We start from the raw sequence: 22652 nt of genomic DNA, 5'->3' as shown, positions 1-22652 counted from the left end.
GGAGCGAGCCGGCAGCTTCAGCTTGCCTTGGAATCCGGAATACGCTGCGCGGTCGGAGCCGACTCCGCCGCGGGTGCAGCCTTCTTCAGAGACGCGGCGTACACGTCCACGTACTCCTGACCGGAGAGCAACATCAGGTCGTACATCACCTCGTCGGTGACGGCACGCTCGACGAAACGGTTGCCGGCCATGCCTTCGAAGCGAGAGAAGTCGATGGGCTTTCCGATTCGGATGGTGACCTTCGCCGGACGCCACACTCGCGAACCGATCGGGTTCATCTTCTCGGTACCGATCATCGCAACCGGGATCACCTGGACCCCGGTCTGCAGTGCCAGACGCGCCATCCCGGTCTTGCCCTTGTACAGCCGCGCGTCGGGCGAACGCGTGCCCTCGGGGTAGATACCCAGAACCTTGCCTGCTTCGATCACGCGCACACCTGCGTTGAGAGCGTCCTGTGCCGCGTCGGCTCCGGTGCGATCGATCGGCACCTGACCGACCGCGGTGAAGAACCACTTCTGGAACGCACCCTTGAGACCCGGTCCGGTGAAGTACTCGCTCTTGGCGAGGAAGGTGATGCGCCTGGGCGTCTTGAGTGGGAGATAGAAGGAATCGAGAACGGCCTTGTGGTTGCTGGCCAGAATGACCGGACCCTCCGTCGGGATGTTCTCCGCACCCTCGATCGTGGGCCGACCCAGGGCGATGAGAAGGGGGCCGACGAAAATGTACTTAACCAGCCAGTACCACATTGACATGCTCCCTGAAGATGGTCGGGAAATCGTTTGGTGCCGCCTCGCCCTGGAGCGAATCGACTGCGGCCGTGCCTCCTCGAACCGTGCCGCGTAGTGAACTGTACCCACGGTTTATGACACCAGCCACATCATCTCCGAACCCGGGACAGAGGTCACAGGAAGCGGGCGAAGAACAGTCACCGAACCCCGGTGACGAACTGCGCACGGGCCAACTCCGCGGCCCCGATCATGCCCGCTGCCTCACCGAGTTGCGTACTGCGAATCCGCGCGAGAGGCCGATGCCCCGCACCGGTCACCAGCTCGGCGTACTTGTCGGTCGCGCGGGCCAGGAACTGACTCGACGACGTCGCCACTCCACCGGCCAACACGATCAGATCGGGGTCGTACACGTCGCTGACCATCGAGAGCCCGACGCCGAGCCATTGCGCGAAGTCTTCCATCGTGCGGCGGGCGATGGAGTCGCCCTCGTGCGCAGCGCCGGCGATGCGGCGGCCGGTCAGAGACCCCGGGTCGAGGAACACCTCGCGTGCCAGGGTTGTCGACGACGCCGGGTCCGCCGCCAGTAACTCGACTGCCGTGTCCACCAGAGCGGTGCCGCTGCAGTACCGCTCCCAGCAGCCGCGCTTGCCGCAGGGGCATGCCCGGCCGTCCGGCACGACCTGGATGTGACCGAGTTCCGGTGCCACCCCGTGGCTGCCCCGATAGATCCTGCCGTCGATCAGCAGCGCAGCACCGATGCCGGTACCGATGGCCACCATCACCACGTTGCGACCACCGGACGCGGCACCGAAGCGATACTCGGCCCAAGCCGCAGAATTGGCGTCGTGCTCGAGCAGGACCGGCAGATCGATGCGCATGCTCATCTCCGTCGCCACGGGGGTGTTCACCCACGGCAGATGCGGGGCGAAGAGAACCGTCGTGCGATCGGAGTCGATGAACCCGGCGACGGCGAGCCCTACGGCCGCGATGTCGTGTCGCCCGGCCAGTTCCTGCACGGCGCGGTCGAGACCGCGTTCGAGGGCGCGAGCAGTGTGCGGGGTAGGAGCGGCAGTCGAGTCGAGTACCTGACCGTCCTCGTCGACGACGGACGCGCGCAGGCTCGTCCCGCCCACGTCGATGCCGACCGTCAATCGCTGGTGGTGCCGCTTCATTCGTTCATGCCTTCCTCGGCCGTCCCCCACGCGGCCTGCACCCGAGTCGCTCCGCTCACGGACGCTCCCGCTCGTCCGACTGCGAATTCTTCACTCGAACGGTAATCGGAACGAACGACGCGGGGCGGGCATCCTGCAGTTTCGTGTCGATCGACACGTCCGCGACCTCTGCCGGGTCCGAGGGGATGCCGGCACTGCCGGGTCCGGATTCGGCCGCGGCCTCGGGTGACGGCGACTCGGTGGGTGCCTGCGTCGCAGAATGTGGAGCCCCGGAGGTCGTGTGATCTGCGAGCAACCGACGCAACAGCGCGATCACCACGGCGCTCTCGGAGGCCACGAGCTCGACCAGATCGTGGCGCTCACCGCGCACCAGGGCCGCGAGCGCGCAGACCGGGCACCAACTGCATCCCTGTTGGTCACGATCCTGCTGCGTCTCGGCGACCCGGCGCAGGATCGGCTCGAGTCGCGTCAGCACGGTGTCCGCCAGGGCCAGCAGGTCCGCCCCCAGCTCGGAATGGTCCGAGGTCATCGAATCACCCCGGCCGTCGGGGTCGTAGAGGTCGTCGAAGTCACAGTGGCCACACGTCGGGGTTCGGGCGAAAACGCACAACGAGGAACGGTCCTTCGAGTTCGGCGGAGTCGGCGATGCACCGACGCAGCACCGACGCCAATGTGATGCGCCGTCGCCTCCCGTCGGCACTGACTATCAAGTCGTCCTCCACTCGCCCCAAGCCCAAGGTCGTCGAATCCGCCACCGGCAGCAGCATTCTCATCGCGTACACGGATTCGAGTCCGGTACCCGACTCGAGCACCACCGAAGGCTGCTCACCCCAGCCCGGCGCGCGCCGTTCGAGGGAGTCCGGTTCGAGGCGATCGGCCACATCTTGCAAGGGCCCCAACCCTACCGGTTCACCGGGAGCGTGCTCCACCTCCACGATCGGTACCGTACCGACGCGTCGACGCAGCTCGGCGACCGCGTCGAGCTGCGCCGCCCGCCACCTCTCGAACCAGAACACCGCCGGGTGAGCGCCCACGAGACCGATCGACGACGCGGTGAGCTTCGGCAGGATTCTGTTGACCAGAACACGATCGATTCTGATGCCGAGCAGAGCAGCCGCCGACAGTGTTCTTTCCGCGTCGACGACCGACAGCTGTTCGGCGGTGACGACGACGGTCGCCCCGGTACGAGCGGAGTCGGTGATCAGGGACCGGACGGAGCCGACCTGAGCGAGGATTCGCTCGATCATCGCCACCACGAGGGTCAGACGTACATCGGAGCCGGTGCCCGAGACCATCCGAGCATGCAGGGGCCAGGTCCGCTCGACGTACGCGGCGACGGTATCGGGCAGCTGCAGCGTCCGCAGGGCATCCGCGGATGCGGGAAGATCGACTATCACTGTGTCCCAGCGATTCTCGTCGGCGAGACGGACGATCTCGTGCATGCCGAGCAGCTCTTCGACTCCCGGAAGACCGAGTAGCTCCTCCGGTTCGATCGCCCCGAAACTCACCCCGTGCTCGTGTCCCGCGGACGCCACGGCCATCAGCGAGCCCAGCCCCCGGTACCGCGCTTCGAGCAACGCCAACGTATCGATCTCGACGATGTCGAGACCAGGAGCGATCGAACGAACACCGGACGAATCCTCGGCCTCTGCGTCCCCCGCGAATGCGTCGGCGAGCGAGTGCGCCTGGTCGACGGAGGCGATCAGCACCCGTTCACCGGCCTGAGCCAGTCGCAGACCCGACGCAGCCGCCAACGTCGTCTTACCCGCGCCACCTTTGCCGAGGAACAGCAACACCGTGGTGCGGGCTTCGGTGCGAGCGTCGGTCAGCCTTCGACCCGCTTCTTCAATTCCTTGAGCGCGGTGTCGGTGATGACCTTTTCTGCTTTGCGCTTGAACAGACCGATCATCGGAATGTTCAGATCGACGGTGAGCTCGTACGTCACGTCGGTGCCGCCGCCGGTCTCCTTCAACGTGTACGAGCCGTTCTGAGACTTCTGCATCTCACCGGACACGAGATTCCACGAGACCGAACTGCCGTCTGCCGCCCAGTCGTACTCGAGTTCGTAGGTGTCCTTGACCATTCCCGCATCGAGCACGAACTTGACGCGCTTGCCACGGCCGTCCTCGTCGACCTCGAGGACCTCGACGGATTTCGCGGCCGACACCCACGTGGGGTACGCGTCGAAATCGGCGATGACGTCCATGACCCGACTCGGTGGGGCTTCGACGACGATCGACCTCTGGGTTTTCTCCGCCATGACTACTGGTCCGCTTCCTCTCGGGTACTTCGATCAGCTCGGGTACTTCGATCAGCTCGGTTCGCTTCGGTGCCGTCGAACTCGCGCAGGCCTATCTCACACGATCGATCCGCCGCCGCACAACGCGAACCGGCCGACCGTACCGCGCGGTTCATTCACGAGCCGAAGTCGACGCTACGTGGTGGGGTGCCTCACCTGCAGACCGACCGGCCTCGAGCTCTCGTTTGAGCTCGAACGTCATCGCGCGACCGGCCACCCGACGGGCATGCTGGTGCGCCGCGACGTCGGTGCCTGCGGCAGGTTCGGCATGCAGGAAGTAATGCACGATCACACCGTCGAGCGCAGGCTCGAGCCACAGTTCCATCGTTCCGACCACACCACCGTGCACCGCCCAGCGGATCCCCTTCTCGCCCCGGTCCTCGGTGACGGTCAGGTTCAGATCCGGCCACCATCGACGCCACCGAGCGGGCGACGCGAACGCATGCGCAACCCGCTCGCCCGAGGCGGCCACGAACGTCTGATCCGCAACTTGAATACTGCTCATCGACAGAGCTTCACACATCGGTTCCCCGGCCGTGCGCGTCCCCTCTTCCCTGGTCGTTCCTGCAGGCTCCACTCCCCTCTTTCCGGGTCGTTCCTGCGGGCTCCACTCCCCTGTTCTCGGGATGTTCCTGCGGGCTCCACTCGCCTCTTTCCGGGTCGTTCCTGCGGGCTCCACTCGCCTCTTTCCGGGTCGTTCCTGCGGGCTCCACTCCGGGCGCATTTCGATGCCGCGAGCCCGGGTCTAGAGTATCTGTGAAGCCGAGCTATCGACTTTCGTTCTCCCCGTTCTATCCGGAGGTAATCCCGTGCGCGAGTTCACCGTCGCCGCAAAATACGACATCGCGGACACCGACTCGGCTGTCGACACCGTCTTCGTCCGCGCCCGTAACTCACCGGACGCGACAGTCTTCCGCCGCCAGGTCGATGGGCAGTGGCTCGACGTCACCGCCGCCGAGTTCGAACAACTGGTGGTCGGAGTGGCACAGGGCCTCATCGCCGCCGGCATCGAGCAGGGCGATCGCGTCGCCCTGATGTCGTCGACGCGATTCGAGTGGTCGGTTCTCGACTACGCGATCTGGGCCGCAGGCGGTGTCACGGTGCCGATCTACGAGACCTCCTCCGCCGGGCAGGTCGAATGGATCCTCGAAGACGCCGAGCCCGTCCTGCTGATACTCGAGAACGACGCACACGTACAGGAAACGAAAACCGTTGTGGCAGCTGCGCCGTCGGTGCGGCAGACGTTCGTGATCGAGAACTCCGCCGGGTCCGACGCCGTACAGGCCCTGACCGACGGCGGATCCGAGATCACCGAAGACCAGGTACATCAACGTGTTTCGACACTCGCCTCGTCCGACCCGGCCACATTGATCTACACCTCCGGAACCACCGGTCGTCCCAAGGGCGTCCAACTGACCCATGCCAATCTGCTCGCCGAATCACTCGGCATTCGCGAGACCTCGCTGAAATCACTGATGAGGCAGGGCCGCAGCACCCTGATGTTCCTGCCGCTCGCGCATGTCCTCGCCCGCGCAGTGAGCATCGCGTCGTTCGATGCCGGAGTCACGCTCGGCCACACCAACGACATCCCGAACCTCGTCGCGACGTTCGGCACGTTTCAACCGGACTTCATCCTCTCGGTGCCTCGAGTGTTCGAGAAGGTCTTCAACACCGCCAAACAGAAGGCGCACGCCGATGGCAAAGGCAAGATCTTCGACCTCGCCACCGAATGCGCAGTGGCGTGGAGTGAGGCGCAGGACACCGGTGGACCGGGAATCGTGTTGCGCGCCAAGCACACCGTGTTCGACAAGTTGGTCTACGGCAAACTGCGGGCAGCGCTCGGCGGTAAGTGCGAACTCGCGATCTCCGGCGGAGCGCCTCTCGGTTCCCGTCTCGGCCACTTCTACCGGGGCATCGGCGTGACGATCTACGAAGGCTACGGCCTGACCGAAACCACCGCGGCGTTCGCGGTCAACACCATCGGCTTCCAACGCGTCGGCAGCGTCGGGCGTCCACTGCCCGGCAACACCGTACGCATCGCCGAGGACGGCGAGATCCAACTCCGCGGACCGGTCGTGTTCGACGGCTACTGGCGCAACGAGGTCGCGACCGCCGAGTCGCTGGACGACGGCTGGTTCCGCACCGGAGACCTCGGTTCGGTCGACGAAGACGGGTACATCACGATCTCGGGTCGCAAGAAGGAACTGATCGTCACCGCCGGAGGCAAAAACGTCTCACCGGCCGGACTGGAGGACCAACTGCGGGCGGGTGCGCTGATCAGCCAGGCCGTCGTCGTAGGCGATCAGAAGCCCTTCATCGGTGCGCTCATCACCCTCGACCCGGATGCGTTCGATCGCTGGAAGTCCTCCCACGGCAAGGCCGCCGACGCCACCGCAGCCGATCTGCAGACCGACCCCGAACTCGTCGCGGAGATCGACGCCGCCGTTGCCGACGCGAACAAGTCCGTCTCGCATGCAGAGTCGATCAAGAAGTATCGACTCCTCCCCCACGACTTCTCGGAGGAGAGCGGTGAGCTGACTCCCACCATGAAGCTCAAGCGCAACGTCATCACCGCCGCCTACGCCGACGAGATCGAATCGATCTACGCCCGGTAGGTGCACCGCATCGCGATGACGCGCGTCAGATCAGCGACCGCAGCTTCTCGGTCAGCACGTCCCAGCGCCATTCCGCGTCCACCCACGCGCGGCCGGCATTGCCCATCTGCGTGGCCAGCGTGCGATCGGACAGGATTCGCACGATCGCGTCCGTGATCTCCGAGATCGACGTCCCATCGACGACGACACCGGTCTTGTTGTGCTGCACCGCTTCCGGCGCACCCCCGGACATGCCCGCGACGACCGGTACGCCGCAGGACGACGCTTCGAGGTAGACGATGCCGAGACCTTCGACATCGAGACCGGCACCTCGGGTGCGGCTCGGCATCGCGAACACGTCGGCGATGGTGTGGTGGGCGGCGAGCTCCGCCGACGGCACGGTGCCGGTGAACACCACGTGTTGCTCCATTCCGGTGGATCGAACGAGCTCGCGCAGGGTCTTCTCGTAGGGTCCGCCGCCGACGATGACCAGGACCGCTCCGTCGACGGCCCGCCGGATCCCCGGAAGCGCGCGGATCAGGAAATCCTGGCCTTTGCGCGGAACGAGCCGGGACAGGCACAGAACGGTGGGGCGATCACCGAGGCCGTAGCGCGCGCGAAGTTCCGCTCGCGCCGCGTCGTCGGGCACGAAGCGATCGGTGTCGACACCGGGCGGTAGGTGTTCGAGGGCGGCAGTCCGCCCGAACGCCGAGCTGAAGCGCCCCCGGGTGTACTTGCTGACGTAGGTCACCACGTCGGTGTTCTCGCCGATCGTGCGCAGGGTCGCACGCCCGCCCGGCACCATCGACCAACCGACCTCGTGACCGTGCGTACTGGCCACGATGCGATCGGCCCCTGCCTTGCGCAGGTACGACGACATCACCGCCAACGGAGCCGACGCACCGAACCACACGGAATCGCAGCCTCGGGACTTCAGGATTCGAGCTGCGCGACGCGCGACGAGCGGAGTCGGCAACATCAGGGTCGTCGGATGCCTGATCACCTCGAAAGGCTGCGCGGCATCGAACTTCTCGTGCGAGTCGCCCCGCCACCGCGGTGCGTACACCACCAGCTCGTCGGCCGGCAGTTGCGAGGCGAAGCTGTGGAGATAGGACTGAATACCACCCGGGCGAGGAGGAAAGTCGTTCGTCACGAGCAGAGTACGACGCATGGCGACAACCGTAGCGCCCCGTCTCAGCCGGCCTGGCGAGCCACCCAGTCGCCCCACGAGGCGACGAACTGTGCGCGGCTCGTTCCCAACACCGACGCGAAGGCAGAATCGGTGGAGCTGTCGGAGGCGAGCGACTCGTACAGGGTGCGCAGCCTCGACTCCCCGAATCTGTCGGCCACGAATGCGAACACCGACCACGCCGATTCGTAGGCCACACTCGATCTGGCCCCGCCTGCACCGAAGTCCTCGTTCTTCGGCAGCACCGTCGGAGGCCCGCCCGCCGCCACGATCGCCGCGAGAGTGGGGGCGAGTTGCACGAACTCGGCACCGGAATTTCGATACCCGGAATAGTCGGCGAACCCTTCCGACACCCACAACTCGGTACCGTCGGACGTCTTCGCCCTCGCCGCCACGTGGGTCAACTCGTGGCGCAGAACCGAGCGCACGGTGAAGGGCGTCAACCGCGTCGCGGCGTCGGGACCGAACATCACCCGCTGACCCGTCGGACGGGAGCCGTCGCCCACCACCGCGTCGGACACCGTCACTGCGGCCACCTCGGTGGACGGCGCGGACCCCGTCAGTTCGGCGAACTCCTCCGCGGAGGACGCGACGAACACCAGCCCGTCGCGCGCCCAATCGTCCCCCCAGAAGTCGGTGACGGCCGCGGTTGCCGACGGAAGTTCGGCGGCCACGCTTTCGACGAACTGCTCGCGGTCCGGATGCCCCATGACCACCGATGTCCCGGCTGCGGTGGGCACCGAGCGCACCTTCAAGGGCCCGAAATCCCACGGCCCACGCCAGGTGTGGCGTCGGTATTCGGTCAGGTCCGCGTCGTCGACCAGCCGCCATCGACCGTCCCGCTCGGCTACCACCAATGAGACCGGCCGACGCGTCGGCGACGCGTCCGGCCCGGCGACCGCGTACTTCAGATACACCGACGGTGCCCAGACGTCGGTCGAATCCAGCGCCTCGGCGATCTGCGGCGGCACCGGAGTTTCGGGCTCGTCACCCAACTCGTAGTCGAACTCGGAGAAGGGCACGCCCGGCACCACTGCGGCCCGGCGCACCTGCGCCTCCACGAAGTCGGGGGCGGCCAGAGGATCCATCGACTCCCGCAGTGCATCGAGATCGCCGGAGCGAACCGCACGGGCCCACGAGTCCAGGAGAACGGTCACCTCGGCGCGACGCTGCTGATCGTAGGTCGGTGGGTTTCCCGCGACTGTCGAGTCAGCAGTACCTGCGCTGGACGTGCTGTCGAATCGGTGAACAAGAACGACCGAGACGGCCACCGCGGCCACGAGCACGACGGCGAGCAACCGCACTCGCAGCGATCGGGCGAGAACACGCAATCCGGAGCGCCGGTTCGAGCCACTCATGCAGGCGTTCGTCGATCGTCGAGGCGCACCTCAGTATCGACGCGCACCGTAGTACGGGAACGATGCCATCGACTGAACCTTCACAGGAACACCGAAGGTGGAGGCATGCAGCACGTTGCCGTTCCCGGCATAGATCCCGACGTGAGAGATGTCCGGGTAGAACAGGACGACGTCACCCGGCTGCAGATCTTTCTGATCCACCGGCGTTCCGCCCGCTGCCTGCGCCTGACTCGACCGCGGCAATGTCTTGCCCACCTGCTTGTAGGCCCACACGACCAAACCGGAGCAGTCGAAGCCGTCCGGACCGGTGCCGCCCCAGACATACGGCTTGCCGATCTGCGTCAGGCCGGCCTGCAACGCACTGGCACCCGATCCCGGCGTCAGATTCTGCAGAATGGTGGTGGGATCGAATCCTTCTGGCAGGGCCGATCCGGCCAGAGCCAACTGCTCGGAGGACGAGAGTGCACTGTAGGCAGCCATGACCTCGGCTATCTGACCCTGCAGCTCACTCTGCTTGGCCTGAAGGTCGTCGCTGACGGCCTTGGCCTGTTCGGCGGCGACACGTGCCTGGTCGGCGGCCGTCGTTGCGGCCTGCTCGGCCGTCACGGCATCCGAGCTCGCCTGCTTGAATCGAGCGACCTGGTCGGCGGTATCGGCAGAGATCACGTCCAGTGCAGACATCTGGTCGAGCAACTGTTGCGGCGAATCGCTGACCATCACGGCGAACAGTCGATTGGTCCGCGCACCCTGGTAATTGACGTTGGCGACCTTGTCCATGGCCGGTTTGAGCTGCGCCAACTGCGCCTGCGCTGCGTCCAGAGCGGCACGACTCCGGTCGACGGCGACCTGTGCGTCGAGTTGCTGCTGGTTCTTGGCGTCGAGATCGATCTGCGCGTTGTGCAGAGCTTCGTTGGTTTGCTCGGACTGGCGAGAGAGCTCGGCGAGTTCGGTCTGCGCGTCGGACGCCGAGTCGAATCCCGGCTGCGCGGTCGCCGTCGTCATCGGGACCACGACCATGCACGCGGTCAGTGCGACAGCAACCACCGAGTTGCGGGCCAGCCGCAACGCTCGGGTAGATCTCGATAGGGCCACGGAAAGCGACTCTCCGTCCTCACACGTGTTGCCTCGAGCGAGGCAACGGTTGGAAAAGTGGACCGAAACCGAACCATACCCATGCTCTTGCGGGCGCGGACGTGAACACGGCCCGAAATCGATGGGGATTCGAGGTGACAGGTCACAAAGTAAACATCGACCAGGTCTCGATCAGATTACGAACTAGGGGCTTCCCTGTCCACCGGACCGGCGTGTCGCGCGGCCGGTGTCCGGATACGACGACAGGGCCGAGCCGATGGACGGCTCGACCCTGTCGGTCGATCACAGCGGACGTCGCTCGCTCGAATCAGTAACGGCGAGCACCGTCGAACGGCATCGAGTCAAGCGGAGCAACCTTGACCGGCACGCCGGAGGTGGATGCATGCACGACATTGCCGTTGCCGACGTAGATGCCCGAGTGCGAGCCGCCGTAGAACGACACGACGTCGCCGGGAACCAGGCTGTCGCGCGAGACCGGAGTGCCCGCGGCCGCCTGGTCGTAGCTGGTACGGGGCAGGCTGATGCCGGCCTGCTTGTACGCCCACTGGACGAGGCCCGAGCAGTCGAACGAATCCGGACCCGAAGCGCCGTACACATACGGTGCTCCGATCTTGGACTCAGCGGCCTGAACGGCCTTTGCTGCCGGGGTGACCTGGGGTGCCAACGGCGCACCCGGTGCAGGCACACCCGGGATGTTGAGGGGAGGGAGGCCCGGGATGTCAGGAATCTCGAAGGTTCCGACGCCGGGAATGGTGAGGGGGGCCGCCATTGCGGGTGCAGCGGGAAGGATGACCACGCCTGCAGTGAGCGCTCCGGCTACGAGGACTCGCCGCAATGATCGGTTGGAAAGTTGTGACGCCACGAAAGATGGTGCTCCGTTTCTTCCTATCGTCCGCCGACCGAGTTAGCTGACGGGTTCGGGCTGGGAAGAGCAGCCCTACCCACCGGCCACCGCGTGGTGGCTCAGCGGGATTCACCCCAGTAGATATCGGGTTCCCGGTACGAACACTCTCGCGAGTGAACGATTAGGCGGTGACTTGCGACGCCACTCCGGTTTGGACTGGCGAGACTCCGCAAGGTCTCAGGAAGGTTACGAAATGGCATACCCCCGTGTCGACCCCAACTCGCCGAGGCGAGCGGATTCGGCTCGATTCTCGCTAGCCGGCGCGCTGATCCCCCGGTGTGTCACGAGTCGATAACAACGGAACCTCGGCGGTGTCGTCATCGTTCACAACGAGCTTGAGTGCGGGCACGAGGCCGACATCGGCGAGCACACCCATGGCACCGAGTTCTTCCTGCTCGAGAGTGATACGAGACGGCGGCCCGACCCACCGACCGTCCGATCTCGACGGCATCCCCGGAGCCCCCAGAAGCACCGTCACGACGCAGTCCGCGCAGGCGATGTCACGGACCAGGCAGTCACTGCAGTCGATGATCATTGTGATCCTTGTCTCTTTGCGGTTTCCGGCGGCCGAATCGGCCGACGAAGCGAAAGATAGCGACGGGCACCGACAGGTTTCGTGACACGACGACGTTCGACGGCACCATGAACGTTCTTGTCGGGGGTCGGCCCTAACGTCGTCGCGGTGAGCCTGCCCATCCAGCTGACGTTCGACGAACTCGATACCCCGCTGCACGAGACCACGTTCGTCGTCGTCGACCTCGAGACCACCGGCGGGAGCGCGGACACCGAGGCCATCACCGAAATCGGGGCGGTCAAGGTACGAGGCGGCGAAATTCTCGGCGAATTCGCCACCCTGATCGACCCGGGCAGATCCATCCCGCCGTACATCGTGGAACTGACCGGCATCACATCGGCGATGCTCATCGGAGCGCCGCGCATCGAACGGGTTCTTCCCGGTTTCCTCGAGTTCGCACGCGGTTCGGTGCTGGTGGCGCACAACGCCGGCTTCGACACGGGATTCCTCAGAGCCGCCGCCAGTCGTCTCGACATCGCATGGCCGCGGTTCCAGGTGCTGTGCACGGTCAAGCTGGCTCGACGAGTTCTGACGCGCGACGAGGCACCTTCGGTGAAGCTGTCGGCGCTCTCCACACTGTTCCGATCCGGTACCAGGCCCACCCACCGCGCGCTCGACGACGCCCGAGCGACCGTGGACGTTCTGCACGGACTCATCGAACGGGTGGGCAATCAGGGGGTTCACAGCTACGCCGAGTTGGTCGACTACCTACCCGCAGTGTCGGCCGGCCAGCGCGCCAAACGCGGGCTGGCTGCTCACCTTCCCGGTACGCCCGGCGTCTATCTGTTCCGCGGCCCGTCCGACGAGGTGCTGTACGTCGGTACGTCCAACAACCTCAAGCGGCGTGTGCGCAACTACTTCACCGGTTCGGAGACGAGAGGCCGGATGAAGGAGATGGTCGCACTGGCGACTCGCGTCGACCACGTCGAGTGTGCGCACGCGCTCGAAGCCGGGGTCCGCGAGTTACGTCTGCTCTCGGCGCACGTCCCGCCGTACAACCGCCGCTCGAAGTTCCCCAGGAAGGGGTGGTGGATCACCCTGACCGACGAGGCGTTCCCCCGCCTGTCGATCGTCCGCACACCGACACCGAACAGTCTCGGACCGTTCTCGGTTCGCGGCGACGCCGCAGAGGCCGCTGCGCTCGTCGCCGAGTTCTGCCGCCTGCGAACCTGCACTCGCCGACTCGCGCGCTCGGTTCGACACGGCGACCAGTGCCCGGCAACAGACGTCGGAGGCTGCCCTGCGGCACTGTGCGGCCCGTTGACGGCCGACGAGTACTCGGATGCCCCGAGGCAGTTTCTCGCGCTCGTGTGCGGTCAGGACGATGCCGTGCTGTACTCCATGCGCCGCCGCGTCGCCGAGCTCGCGGACAAGGAGCTGTTCGAGACGGCCGCTCGTCTGCGTGATCGAATCGCGATCACCGTCGATGCACTACGCAGGATGCACCGATCGGCGGCGGTGGCCGCCATTGCCGAACTCGTTGCGGCGAAACGAACGGCCGACGGCGGGTGGGAGTTGATCGTGGTGCGCTTCGGCCGTCTGGCCGGCGCTGCCGTCGCACCGCGCGGAGTGCATCCGATGCCTGTCGTCGATGCCATCACCGCGTCGGCCGAAACGGTGCTGCCCGATACGACGCCGCTTCGCGGTGCGCCGCCGGAAGAAGTGGGACTGATCGCGGCGTGGTTGCGCACGGACGGAGTCCGGATCGTGCGCACGAGCAGTGGGTACTGCAGCCCGGCACGGTCGGCGGGTTCGTGGGAGTCGTGGTGTCGGACGGCGAGAGAAGCAGCGAGGGCAGGAGTGGAGCCTGCGGAACGACCGTTAGGGGCAGGAGTGGAGCCTGCGGAACGACCGTTAGGGGCAGGAGTGGAGCCTGCGGAACGACAAGTGTGGGCAGGAGTGGAGCCTGCGGAACGGCTTTCGGGATATGGCAGCCATTAGGGTTTGGGGGTAGCTCGCGTCGGACACCGAGCTCGAGATGCGGGAGGAGCACAGATGATCAATGCCATCGTCTTGATCGACGCCGAGGCCGATCTGATTCCGGAGGCGGCGCAGGCCGTGGCCGATGTCGACGGGGTGTCGGAGGTCTATTCGTGTGCTGGGGATGTCGATTTGATCGCCATCGTCAAGGTTCGCGATCATGCTTCGATCGCAGAGGTCATCACCAAGCACATCAATCGAGTGAGGGGTGTGCGCAGCACCACCACTCACATTGCGTTCCAGTCCTATTCGAGTGCCGATGTCGATGCGGGGTTCTCGATAGGCGAATAGGCGCGTTCGGTGTCAGTCGGCGAGTTCGGTGGTGCATCGACCCCAGTCGGCGAGTAGCTGTGCTGCCGCGCCTGAATCGACTGTCTTTGCGGCAGTGACCAATCCGGCTTCGATCCGGGCGTGGAGGTCGTCGGACACGCCGTGGTGCGCTGCCATTGCTGCGGCAGCGTTGAGCAGTACCGCGTCGCGGACGGGGCCGTGTTCACCGGCGAACACTCGGTGCGCCACGGCCGCGTTGAATTCTGCGTCTCCGCCTCTGAGTGCGTCGATGGGCGCTCGGGCGATTCCGTAGTCGACCGGGTCGATCGTCTCGACCGTGACGGCCCCGTCGGACACCACGTGCACGGTGGTCGTGGTGGACAGGGTGATCTCGTCGAGGCCGTCGTCACCGCGCACGACGAGCACCGAACTGCCGCGTTGGGCGAATACGCCCGCGACGACGGGGACAAGATTCTCGAAGGCGCAGCCGATCAGTCCGGCGCGGGGGCGGCCGGGGTTGGTCAGCGGGCCCAGCACATTGAACGCCGTCGGGATCCCGATCTCCTTGCGAGCGGGACCGGAGAAACGCAGCGCGGGGTGATGGATCGGGGCGAAGCAGAACCCGATACCGACCTGCTCGACGCTCGCCGCGACTCCGGCAGCGCCCAGGTTCACGTGCACTCCCAGCGCTTCGAGCACATCGGTCGTTCCGCTCTTGGACGACGCTGCGCGGTTGCCGTGTTTGACCACTCGTACACCACTGGCGGCGACGACGATCGCGGCCATCGTGGAGATGTTCACGGTGTCGGCTCCGTCACCGCCGGTTCCGACGACGTCGACGGCGTCACGGTCGGTCTCGACGAGAAGGGCGTGCGAGAGCATCGACTCGGCGAGACCTTCCAGTTCCGCAGGCGTCGGGCCCTTCATCTTCAGCGCCACCCCGAAGGCGGCGATCTGCGCGGCTGTGGCGTTGTCGGACATGATCTCGTCCATCACCCAACCGGTGTCGGCGCTCGACAGGTCGGAGTACGTGGTCAACGCTCCGAGAATTCGACGCCACGTTCGCGGCTGCTCGTCACTGGTCGGTGCGGTCATGGTGGTTGTGCCGTGCCCTTCTGCCGTCGATGCCCGTACGGTGCGGTGGAAGCTTAGCCAGAGGCTGCGCCGGGCTGCGCAGGCTGCAGTGCGTCCCACCCGAGTACCGCTCCCCCTCGTCGCTGGGCGAGCCCGGCCATGCGAGAACGCTCCTGTGAGCAGTGCAAGGCGTCGAGCACCTGAACACGTTGCAGTACCAGAGGCACGCCGTCGTCGACCCGAGGGCGGTAACCGGAGTTCTCCGGTAGATCGACGACCGGTCCCACCTCGTAGCCGTCCTGAGCCGCGACCGCCGCAGCGTCCTCGACTTGGTGCGAGGGCAACACCAGATGATGCCGGAGCACCACGTCCGCCGATTCCGTCCACACCGGCTGGGTCCTCGCTGCTTCGTCGAGCACGGCCGAACACGCCTGTGCATCGTCGAAGCAACTCGCCACTGTCACGAGGTCGTCACGGGTGGGGTCCAGAGGTTCTGCCGTCGATCGCGAGAACAGTCTCCGAAACCATCCACCCTCGGTGCGCTTTGCCATGAGGCCAGCCTTGCACGACTGGACCCTACCGGCCCGTACAAGGGCTCTCACCAGCACGGGAACAAGGACGGACCCGGATTCGTTCCGACACGACGCGCCAAGAGCGGACCCGGATATGCCTTCCGTACTACGACGGGTCATACTTCTCTTTGTGACGAGCGCTGTAGGGACTCAAGGATCGGCAATCACCCAACGCGTGCACTCGCTGAACCGTCCCAATATGGTCAGCGTCGGCACGATCGTGTGGCTGTCGAGTGAACTCATGTTCTTCGCCGGACTGTTTGCGATGTACTTCGTCGCACGCGCCCAGGCGAATGGAATCTGGCCGCCCGAGCCGACGGAGCTGAACCTCGCTCTCGCTGTGCCGGTGACCGCGGTGCTGATCGCATCGTCGTTCACCTGCCAGCTGGGTGTGTTCGCCGCCGAGCGAGGTGACGTCTTCGGACTCCGCCGCTGGTACATCATCACTCTGATGATGGGCACGTTCTTCGTGGCCGGCCAGGCGTACGAGTACTACCACCTGGTGCACGAGGGCACGACGATCTCGAGCAGCGTGTACGGCTCGGTCTTCTACATCACGACCGGCTTCCACGGACTGCACGTGATCGGCGGACTCATCGCCTTCGTCTTCCTGATCACCAGAACGTTGGTCAGCAAGTTCACGCCAGCACAGGCCACCGCCGCCATCGTCGTTTCGTACTACTGGCACTTCGTCGACATCGTCTGGATTGCCCTCTTCGCAACGATCTACTTCATCCGCTAGTGACAGTCAGCACGCCAAAGATAACGAGCGAACGGATTCAGCCCCCGACGTTCGGTCCGTCCCGACACGACAAGGGATAGAAGATGAGTTCATCTCCCCCAGCAGCATCCGACGACAACGCCGCCTCCAAGACGAGACGGCAGCGTAAGACGCGCCGACGCATCACCGGTGCGCTCGTTCTGATGATGGGCCTTCTGAGCGCAGGATTCCTCGCCTCGGCTCTGACGCCAGCTCCGCAGGTCGCGACCGCCGATACCGATTCGGCAGCGCTGATCCGCGAGGGCAAGCAGCTCTACGACACGTCCTGCGTCACGTGCCACGGAGCCAACCTGCAGGGTGTTCAGGATCGCGGACCGAGCCTCATCGGCGTCGGCGAAGCGGCTGTCTACTTCCAGGTGTCGAGCGGCCGCATGCCTGCCGTCCGCAACGAGGCGCAGGCGCTGCGCAAGCCGCCGAAGTTCAACGACAAGCAGATCGACGCGCTGGGTGCCTACATCCAGGCCAACGGTGGCGGACCGACGGTCATCCTCGACGAGAACGGCGAGATCGCTCAGGAGTCACTGCGCGGCGACGACATCGGACGCGGAAGCGAGTTGTTCCGACTCAACTGCGCCTCCTGCCACAACTTCACGGGCCTCGGCGGAGCTCTCTCCTCGGGTAAGTTCGCACCCCCGCTCGGACCCGCGAACGAGCAAGAGATCTACACCGCGATGGTCACGGGTCCTCAGAACATGCCGAAGTTCTCCGATCGCCAGCTGACGCTGGAAGAGAAGTCCGACATCATCGCCTACATCAAGTCGTCCACCGAGACGCTGCCCGCAGGCGGATGGAGCATCGGCGGCTTCGGTCCCGGTACCGAGATGATCGCTATCTGGACGGTCGGCATCATCGCCGTCGTCGGAGCAACTTTGTGGATCGGAGCTAGATCATGACCGACGGCGATTCCGGCCGTAAGGACGCGAACAACGACGAATCCGGACGCAAGGATGCGCCCGGTGCCGAAGGCGTGAACGCGGACAAGAAGTACACCGACGAGGAACTCGCCGCACTCAGCCGCGACGACCTGGTCAAACTGGGCACCAACCTCGACGGTGTCGACGTCGCTTTCCGCCGCAACCGTTGGGCAGTGGAAGGTACCCGCGCCGAGAAGCGCGCCGAGCGCAGCGTCGCCATCTGGTTCTCGATCGCCGGTCTCGCTGCGGTCGCGTTCATCGGTATCTACCTGTTCTGGCCGTGGCAGTACGCCGGTATCGGCGAAGAGAACTACATTGCCTACTCGCTCTACACCCCGCTCATCGGCGCAACGATGGGTCTGGCGATCCTCGCGGTCGGTGTCGGCGCGGTGCAGTTCACCAAGAAGTTCATCCCCGAAGAGGTCTCCATCCAGGACCGTCACGACGGCGGTTCGTCGGAGACGGACCGCAAGACGCTGGTGGCGGAGCTGGGTGACTCCCTCGACACGTCGACCATCGGTCGTCGCAAGGTGATCAAGCGGTCGCTGGTCTTCGGTGGTGGCGCACTCGGTGTGATGGCGCTTCTCCCCCTGGGCGGCCTGATCAAGAACCCGTGGGCGAAGGGCGAAGATTCGCCGTTGTGGGTATCCGGCTGGACTCCTCGCTACGATGGAGAGACCATCTACCTCCGACGAGACACCGGGCGACCGGAAGATGTCGTTCTCGTTCGGCCCGAGGACTTGGACGCTGGTGCCATGGAGACCGTCTTCCCGTTCCGCGAAGCGGATCGCGAGAGCGAGCACGACCTGCTCGTATCCCTGCGTGGTGTTCGCAACTCGGTCATGCTCATCCGCCTTCGCCCGGACGCCGCCAGCAACGTCGTCAAGCGCAAGGGTCAAGAAAGCTTCAATTACGGCGATTACTTCGCCTACTCCAAGATCTGCACGCACCTGGGTTGCCCGACATCGTTGTACGAGCAGCAGACCAACCGAATTCTCTGCCCTTGCCACCAGTCGCAGTTCAACGCGCTCGAGTACGGCAAGCCGATCTTCGGACCGGCTGCGCGTGCGCTGCCCCAACTTCCCATCACTGTCAACGAAGAGGGATTCCTCGTCGCTTCGGGAGACTTCACCGAAGCACTGGGACCCGCCTTCTGGGAACGTCGTCCGGAGCGTGACTCATGAGTACATTGCAAAACCTCGCCGCCAAGCAGGCCGACGGCGTAGACAGTCGCTATCACCTGGCACCTGGGCTACGGCGCCAGATCAACAAGGTGTTCCCCACCCACTGGTCCTTCCTGCTCGGTGAGATCGCGCTGTACAGCTTCGTGATCTTGCTGATCTCGGGCGTGTTCCTCACCCTGTTCTTCGACCCCTCGCTCAGCGAGGTCGTGTACGACGGTGCGTACACCCCGCTCAACGGTGTGACGATGTCCAGGGCGTACGCAACGGCTCTCGACATCACGTTCGAGGTTCGTGGCGGTCTGTTCATGCGACAGATTCACCACTGGGCGGCCCTGATGTTCGCCGCCTCGATCATCGTGCACATGATGCGCATCTTCTTCACCGGCGCGTTCCGTCGCCCGCGTGAGGCCAACTGGGTCATCGGCTGCCTGTTGCTCATCCTCGCGATGTTCGAGGGCTTCTTCGGCTACTCGCTGCCCGACGATCTGCTCTCCGGCACCGGCCTCCGTGCCGCACTGGGTGGCATCACGATGAGCATCCCGATCATCGGTACGTGGATGCACTGGCTCATCTTCGACGGCGACTTCCCCGGCACGATCATCATCCCGCGCCTGTACGTCGCTCACGTTCTTCTGCTGCCGGCAATCATCCTGGCCCTGATCGCGGCCCACTTGGCTCTGGTCTGGTACCAGAAGCACACCCAGTTCCCCGGACCGGGCCGCACGGAACAGAACGTCGTCGGCGTTCGTATTCTCCCGGTCTTCGCAGTCAAGTCCGGTGCCTTCTTCGCCGTCACCTTCGGCATCCTGGCAGCAATGGGCGGACTGCTCCAGATCAACCCGATCTGGAATCTCGGACCGTACAACCCGTCGCAAGTGTCGGCCGGTGTGCAGCCCGACTTCTACCTGATGTGGACCGACGGCATGGCCCGACTGTGGCCTGCCTGGGAGATATACATCGCTGGGCGCTACACCATCCCGGCAGTGTTCTGGGTGGCAGTGATCATGGGTCTCGTCTTCACCGTGATGATCGCCTACCCCTGGATCGAGAAGCGTCTCACCGGAGACACTGCGCATCACAACCTGTTGCAGCGTCCCCGCGACGTTCCGGTGCGTACCGCGATCGGCGCGATGGCTCTCACCTTCTACGTGATCCTCACGCTCTCGTGCATCAACGACCTCATCGCGTACAAGTTCGACATCTCGCTCAACGCAATGACGTGGATCGGTCGTATCGGAATTCTCACCATGCCTCCGCTCGCCTACTTCATCGCGTACCGATTCTGCATCGGATTGCAGCGCAGTGACCGGGCAGTTCTCGAGCACGGCATCGAAACCGGAATCATCAAGCGCCTCCCGCACGGCCAGTACGTGGAAATCCACCAGCCGCTCGGACCGGTCGACGATCACGGACACCCGATCCCCCTCGACTACCAGGGCGCACCCGTACCGAAGAAGATGAACAAGCTCGGCTCGGCCGGAAAGCCTGGCTCGGGATCGCTGTTCAGTCCGGATCCGGTGGCACAGAGCAAGGCTCTCGAAGATGCCCTCCACAAGGGTGAACACGAACAGCTCACGATGCTCCGCAACTACCAGGCGGGCATTCACGGCAACGGCCACTCGAACGGGAACGGTCACTCGAACGGCAACGGTCACTCGAACGGCCATGCCAATGGCAATGGCCACGCGAACGGCAACGGCAATGGACTCCATTCGGACGAGGACGCTGCTATTGCTTCGGGCCGAAGTGACAACGACAGAGAACACTGACATCTGACAGAGTCCGAAAGAGGGCGACACCGGCAACGGTGTCGCCCTCTTTTCTTGTCTGCCGACACATCCGGACCCAAAACCTGGGCTCGCTGTCCTGAGCATGACGGCTGAGGATCCGCGAGACTCCCGAGCGGCCCTCCCCTCCCCCACCGGCGGACGACCCACTCGCTGTATCGGCCGATCTCGGCTCGCGGGTTCTCGACGAACCGGTATTACTATCGGTCTCATGGTCCGCATTCCCCTCACCCCCGGCGAACTCGCCCGAGGTGCCAGGCTCGGCTCTGCGCTCCGTCTTGCCCGTGGTGGCCGAACCATGACCGATGTTGCCGACAAGGCCGGCATCTCGGTCGAAACTCTGAGGAAGATCGAGACCGGCCGGATTCCGACGCCGGCGTTCTTCACCGTCGCCGCATTGTGCGGTGCGCTGGACATCTCCCTCGACTCTCTTGCCGATTCGACGTCCTGTTCCGGTCGGACCCACTCGGAGGCCGACGTCTCCTGACTGTCCCCCGTGGTGCGCCTCCCGCTTACACCTCCCGAGTTCATAGCTCCGTCGACGTCACAGCCGCCGTGAGCCGAGCATCCGGACCGGCCTGTGCGTGTACAACAGACAAGGGCCCTGGTCGTTCGTGAGAACGACCAGGGCCCTTGTCGGGTGGAGCTGGTGGAGTCAGTGGCGCTCGGCACCTACGTGGTACTCGAAGACCAAACCTGCGGCCGCGGCGATGACACAGAAGACGCCCAGAGCGATGAGCCACGGCTGGAAAAAGGCGAAGCCGATGGCAGTGACGGCTGCAAAGGCTGCCAGCACGATCGGCCAGAAGCTGCCGGGGCTGAAGAATCCCAGGTCGCCTGCACCGTCGCTCACCTCGGCGTCGTCGAAGTCTTCCGGGCGCGTATCGAGGCGTCGGGCGACGAACCTGAAGTAGGTACCGATGATCAGGGTCAGACCCACCGACAGGAAGATCGCGGTGACTCCGGCCCACTCCACTCCTGTGCGGCTCAGGCCCGTGAACAACGTGTACACGATGCCGACCAGGAGGAAGAAGACAGTGAGGATTTCGAAGATCTTGGCTTCGATTTTCATATCAGCATGCTTCCTTGGTCAGTTGCCTTCAGCGACAGCGGCTGTTCGGAGGGTGCGGTCGGTAGAGAACGGCGAGGTGCTCGTTGCGAGGGGGCTTTCGCCGATGGCTTCTAGTGCCTGCGCATTGGTCAGCGCATCTCCGCCCTCGGACAGGGGCTTGCGCAGCTCGATGTACTGCTCGAACCGCTCCGGAGACACTGCACGAACCTCGAAGTTCATCATCGAGTGGAAGGTGCCGCACATCTCGGTGCACCGTCCGACGAAGGAGCCTTCGCGTTCGATCTCGCTGATCTGGAAGACGTTGTCGGAGTGGTTCTCCTCGGGGTTCGGGAGGACGTCGCGCTTGAACAGGAATTCCGGAACCCAGAATCCGTGGATGACGTCCGAGGACGCGAGCACGAACTCGATGCGCTTGCCGGTCGGCAGAACCAGAACCGGGATCTCGTCGCTGGATCCGACCGTTTCGATCTTGTTGTAGTGCAGGTACGACAGATCCTGCGTGGAAGCTCCGTTGATCGGTCCCGGAACGAATTCGCCGTCCTCGCTGCCCTCGGCACCTTCGCCCGGGGTTGCCGCGGCCTCGGCTGCAGCCTGCTCTTCCTCGTCGGTGCCCTCGTACTTGGCGGCACCGTCCTTGAGGTCGATGGTCCGGTATCCGAACTTCCAGTTCCACTGGTACGCCGTGACATCCACCTGGACATCGGGATCTGCCTGCTTCTCGTCGACGTAGTTCTGCACCACGACCGTGAAGTAGAACAGCACCGCGATGATCACGAACGGAACCGCCGTGTAGAACAGCTCGAGCGGAACGTTGTACGCCGTCTGGCGAGGGAACTCCGGTGAGCTCTTCTTCTTACGGTGGAACAGCACCACCCAGAAGATGAGAACCCACACGATGATGCCCATGACCAGGGCTGCAATGACCGACCACGTCCACAGGTCGCCGATGCGTCGCCCCTGAGGGGTGACGCCCGAGGCGAAACCGAAATTGAGTACGTTGTCGCTGCTGATGGAACAGCCCGACAGCATCAACGCGGCTACACCGAGAAATGCTGTCAGCCCCGCTCGCCGAAGGATCCGACTCTGCGCCACGTTCACGCCTTCCTGA

The 22652-nt window shown here is 64.8% G+C and carries 23 protein-coding genes and 1 riboswitch; of the genes, 8 read left to right on the top strand and 15 right to left on the bottom strand.

Annotated features, from left to right (window positions below; genetic code table 11):
* Positions 1–17 precede the first annotated feature (17 nt).
* The 6 genes from CH249_RS13115 to CH249_RS13090 form a co-directional block, all read right to left on the bottom strand.
* Positions 18–746, bottom strand: coding sequence for a 1-acyl-sn-glycerol-3-phosphate acyltransferase (locus tag CH249_RS13115; RefSeq protein ID WP_032394397.1), 729 nt, complete (start codon positions 744–746; stop codon positions 18–20).
* A gap of 179 nt (positions 747–925) precedes the next feature.
* Complete coding sequence (locus CH249_RS13110; protein ID WP_094682291.1) at positions 926–1900, bottom strand: ROK family protein; 975 nt, start codon at positions 1898–1900, stop codon at positions 926–928.
* A gap of 55 nt (positions 1901–1955) precedes the next feature.
* The gene (locus CH249_RS13105; protein WP_094631673.1) at positions 1956–2429 is read right to left on the bottom strand and encodes a hypothetical protein; all 474 of its coding nucleotides are present in this window, start codon (positions 2427–2429) and stop codon (positions 1956–1958) included.
* 40 nt (positions 2430–2469) lie between these two features.
* Positions 2470–3696 (bottom strand): ArsA family ATPase, encoded by a 1227-nt coding sequence (locus CH249_RS13100; protein ID WP_094698936.1) that lies wholly within the window; start codon positions 3694–3696, stop codon positions 2470–2472.
* 29 nt (positions 3697–3725) lie between these two features.
* Positions 3726–4160, bottom strand: a complete 435-nt coding sequence (locus CH249_RS13095) for an SRPBCC family protein (RefSeq protein WP_032394401.1) — start codon at positions 4158–4160, stop codon at positions 3726–3728.
* Positions 4161–4311: 151 nt separating this feature from the next.
* Positions 4312–4704, bottom strand: a complete 393-nt coding sequence (locus CH249_RS13090) for a polyketide cyclase / dehydrase and lipid transport (protein WP_094682323.1) — start codon at positions 4702–4704, stop codon at positions 4312–4314.
* A gap of 304 nt (positions 4705–5008) precedes the next feature.
* On the opposite strand from CH249_RS13090, the gene CH249_RS13085 reads away from it, so the two are divergent.
* Positions 5009–6814 (top strand): long-chain fatty acid--CoA ligase, encoded by a 1806-nt coding sequence (locus tag CH249_RS13085; protein ID WP_032394403.1) that lies wholly within the window; start codon positions 5009–5011, stop codon positions 6812–6814.
* A gap of 25 nt (positions 6815–6839) precedes the next feature.
* Here the strand turns inward: CH249_RS13085 and CH249_RS13080 are convergent, their stop codons facing one another.
* From CH249_RS13080 to CH249_RS13060, 5 genes are all read right to left on the bottom strand, one after another.
* The gene (locus tag CH249_RS13080) at positions 6840–7964 is read right to left on the bottom strand and encodes a glycosyltransferase family 4 protein (RefSeq protein WP_032394404.1); all 1125 of its coding nucleotides are present in this window, start codon (positions 7962–7964) and stop codon (positions 6840–6842) included.
* Positions 7965–7987: 23 nt separating this feature from the next.
* The gene (locus tag CH249_RS13075) at positions 7988–9340 is read right to left on the bottom strand and encodes a hypothetical protein (RefSeq protein WP_094682289.1); all 1353 of its coding nucleotides are present in this window, start codon (positions 9338–9340) and stop codon (positions 7988–7990) included.
* 30 nt (positions 9341–9370) lie between these two features.
* Positions 9371–10357 (bottom strand): NlpC/P60 family protein, encoded by a 987-nt coding sequence (locus CH249_RS13070; RefSeq protein ID WP_218828422.1) that lies wholly within the window; start codon positions 10355–10357, stop codon positions 9371–9373.
* Positions 10358–10739: 382 nt separating this feature from the next.
* Positions 10740–11294, bottom strand: a complete 555-nt coding sequence (locus CH249_RS13065; RefSeq protein ID WP_179273239.1) for a C40 family peptidase — start codon at positions 11292–11294, stop codon at positions 10740–10742.
* Positions 11295–11312: 18 nt separating this feature from the next.
* Positions 11313–11474, bottom strand: a riboswitch (cyclic di-AMP (ydaO/yuaA leader).
* 115 nt (positions 11475–11589) lie between these two features.
* Positions 11590–11871: a hypothetical protein gene (locus CH249_RS13060; protein WP_032394407.1), complete on the bottom strand. Its 282-nt coding sequence runs from the start codon at positions 11869–11871 to the stop codon at positions 11590–11592.
* A gap of 147 nt (positions 11872–12018) precedes the next feature.
* On the opposite strand from CH249_RS13060, the gene CH249_RS13055 reads away from it, so the two are divergent.
* Both CH249_RS13055 and CH249_RS13050 read left to right on the top strand, forming a co-directional pair.
* The gene (locus CH249_RS13055) at positions 12019–13851 is read left to right on the top strand and encodes a DEDD exonuclease domain-containing protein (RefSeq protein ID WP_094682322.1); all 1833 of its coding nucleotides are present in this window, start codon (positions 12019–12021) and stop codon (positions 13849–13851) included.
* 54 nt (positions 13852–13905) lie between these two features.
* Positions 13906–14181, top strand: coding sequence for an Lrp/AsnC family transcriptional regulator (locus CH249_RS13050; protein ID WP_027497377.1), 276 nt, complete (start codon positions 13906–13908; stop codon positions 14179–14181).
* A gap of 12 nt (positions 14182–14193) precedes the next feature.
* Here CH249_RS13050 and trpD read toward each other — a convergent pair whose 3' ends face one another.
* Positions 14194–15255, bottom strand: a complete 1062-nt coding sequence (gene trpD, locus CH249_RS13045) for an anthranilate phosphoribosyltransferase (protein WP_094682287.1) — start codon at positions 15253–15255, stop codon at positions 14194–14196.
* Between the two features lie 53 nt (positions 15256–15308).
* The gene (locus CH249_RS13040; protein WP_045194875.1) at positions 15309–15785 is read right to left on the bottom strand and encodes a hypothetical protein; all 477 of its coding nucleotides are present in this window, start codon (positions 15783–15785) and stop codon (positions 15309–15311) included.
* Positions 15786–15936: 151 nt separating this feature from the next.
* On the opposite strand from CH249_RS13040, the gene CH249_RS13035 reads away from it, so the two are divergent.
* The 5 genes from CH249_RS13035 to CH249_RS13015 all read left to right on the top strand — a co-directional run bounded on the left by CH249_RS13035 (position 15937) and on the right by CH249_RS13015 (position 20959).
* Positions 15937–16548 carry a heme-copper oxidase subunit III gene (locus CH249_RS13035; RefSeq protein WP_032394410.1) on the top strand — a complete coding sequence of 204 codons (612 nt, stop codon included), beginning with the start codon at positions 15937–15939 and terminating at the stop codon, positions 16546–16548.
* Positions 16549–16631: 83 nt separating this feature from the next.
* Positions 16632–17480: a c-type cytochrome gene (locus tag CH249_RS13030; protein ID WP_032394411.1), complete on the top strand. Its 849-nt coding sequence runs from the start codon at positions 16632–16634 to the stop codon at positions 17478–17480.
* Positions 17477–18685 carry a ubiquinol-cytochrome c reductase iron-sulfur subunit gene (locus CH249_RS13025; protein ID WP_230596647.1) on the top strand — a complete coding sequence of 403 codons (1209 nt, stop codon included), beginning with the start codon at positions 17477–17479 and terminating at the stop codon, positions 18683–18685. Before CH249_RS13030 ends, CH249_RS13025 begins: the two co-directional genes overlap by 4 nt.
* Positions 18682–20454: a cytochrome bc complex cytochrome b subunit gene (locus tag CH249_RS13020; RefSeq protein ID WP_094682286.1), complete on the top strand. Its 1773-nt coding sequence runs from the start codon at positions 18682–18684 to the stop codon at positions 20452–20454. The genes CH249_RS13025 and CH249_RS13020 overlap by 4 nt, the downstream gene beginning before the upstream one ends.
* Before the next feature lie 229 nt (positions 20455–20683).
* Complete coding sequence (locus CH249_RS13015; RefSeq protein WP_094631665.1) at positions 20684–20959, top strand: helix-turn-helix domain-containing protein; 276 nt, start codon at positions 20684–20686, stop codon at positions 20957–20959.
* Between the two features lie 168 nt (positions 20960–21127).
* Here CH249_RS13015 and CH249_RS13010 read toward each other — a convergent pair whose 3' ends face one another.
* Both CH249_RS13010 and CH249_RS13005 read right to left on the bottom strand, forming a co-directional pair.
* A complete protein-coding gene (locus CH249_RS13010; RefSeq protein ID WP_032394414.1) occupies positions 21128–21544 on the bottom strand; it encodes a cytochrome c oxidase subunit 4 in 417 nt (138 codons plus the stop codon).
* An 18-nt stretch (positions 21545–21562) separates the two neighbouring features.
* Entirely contained in the window at positions 21563–22642 is a 1080-nt protein-coding gene (locus CH249_RS13005) for a cytochrome c oxidase subunit II (protein WP_032394712.1), read from the bottom strand.
* Between the last annotated feature and the right edge of the window lie 10 nt (positions 22643–22652).

Origin of the sequence: Rhodococcus sp. 05-2255-3B1 (genome assembly GCF_002258545.1) — a bacterium.
In the GTDB taxonomy this organism is placed as follows: Bacteria; Actinomycetota; Actinomycetes; order Mycobacteriales; family Mycobacteriaceae; genus Rhodococcoides.
The sequence above is the reverse complement of the archived record's forward strand: the minus strand, read 5'-3'. Positions and strand labels throughout refer to the sequence as shown.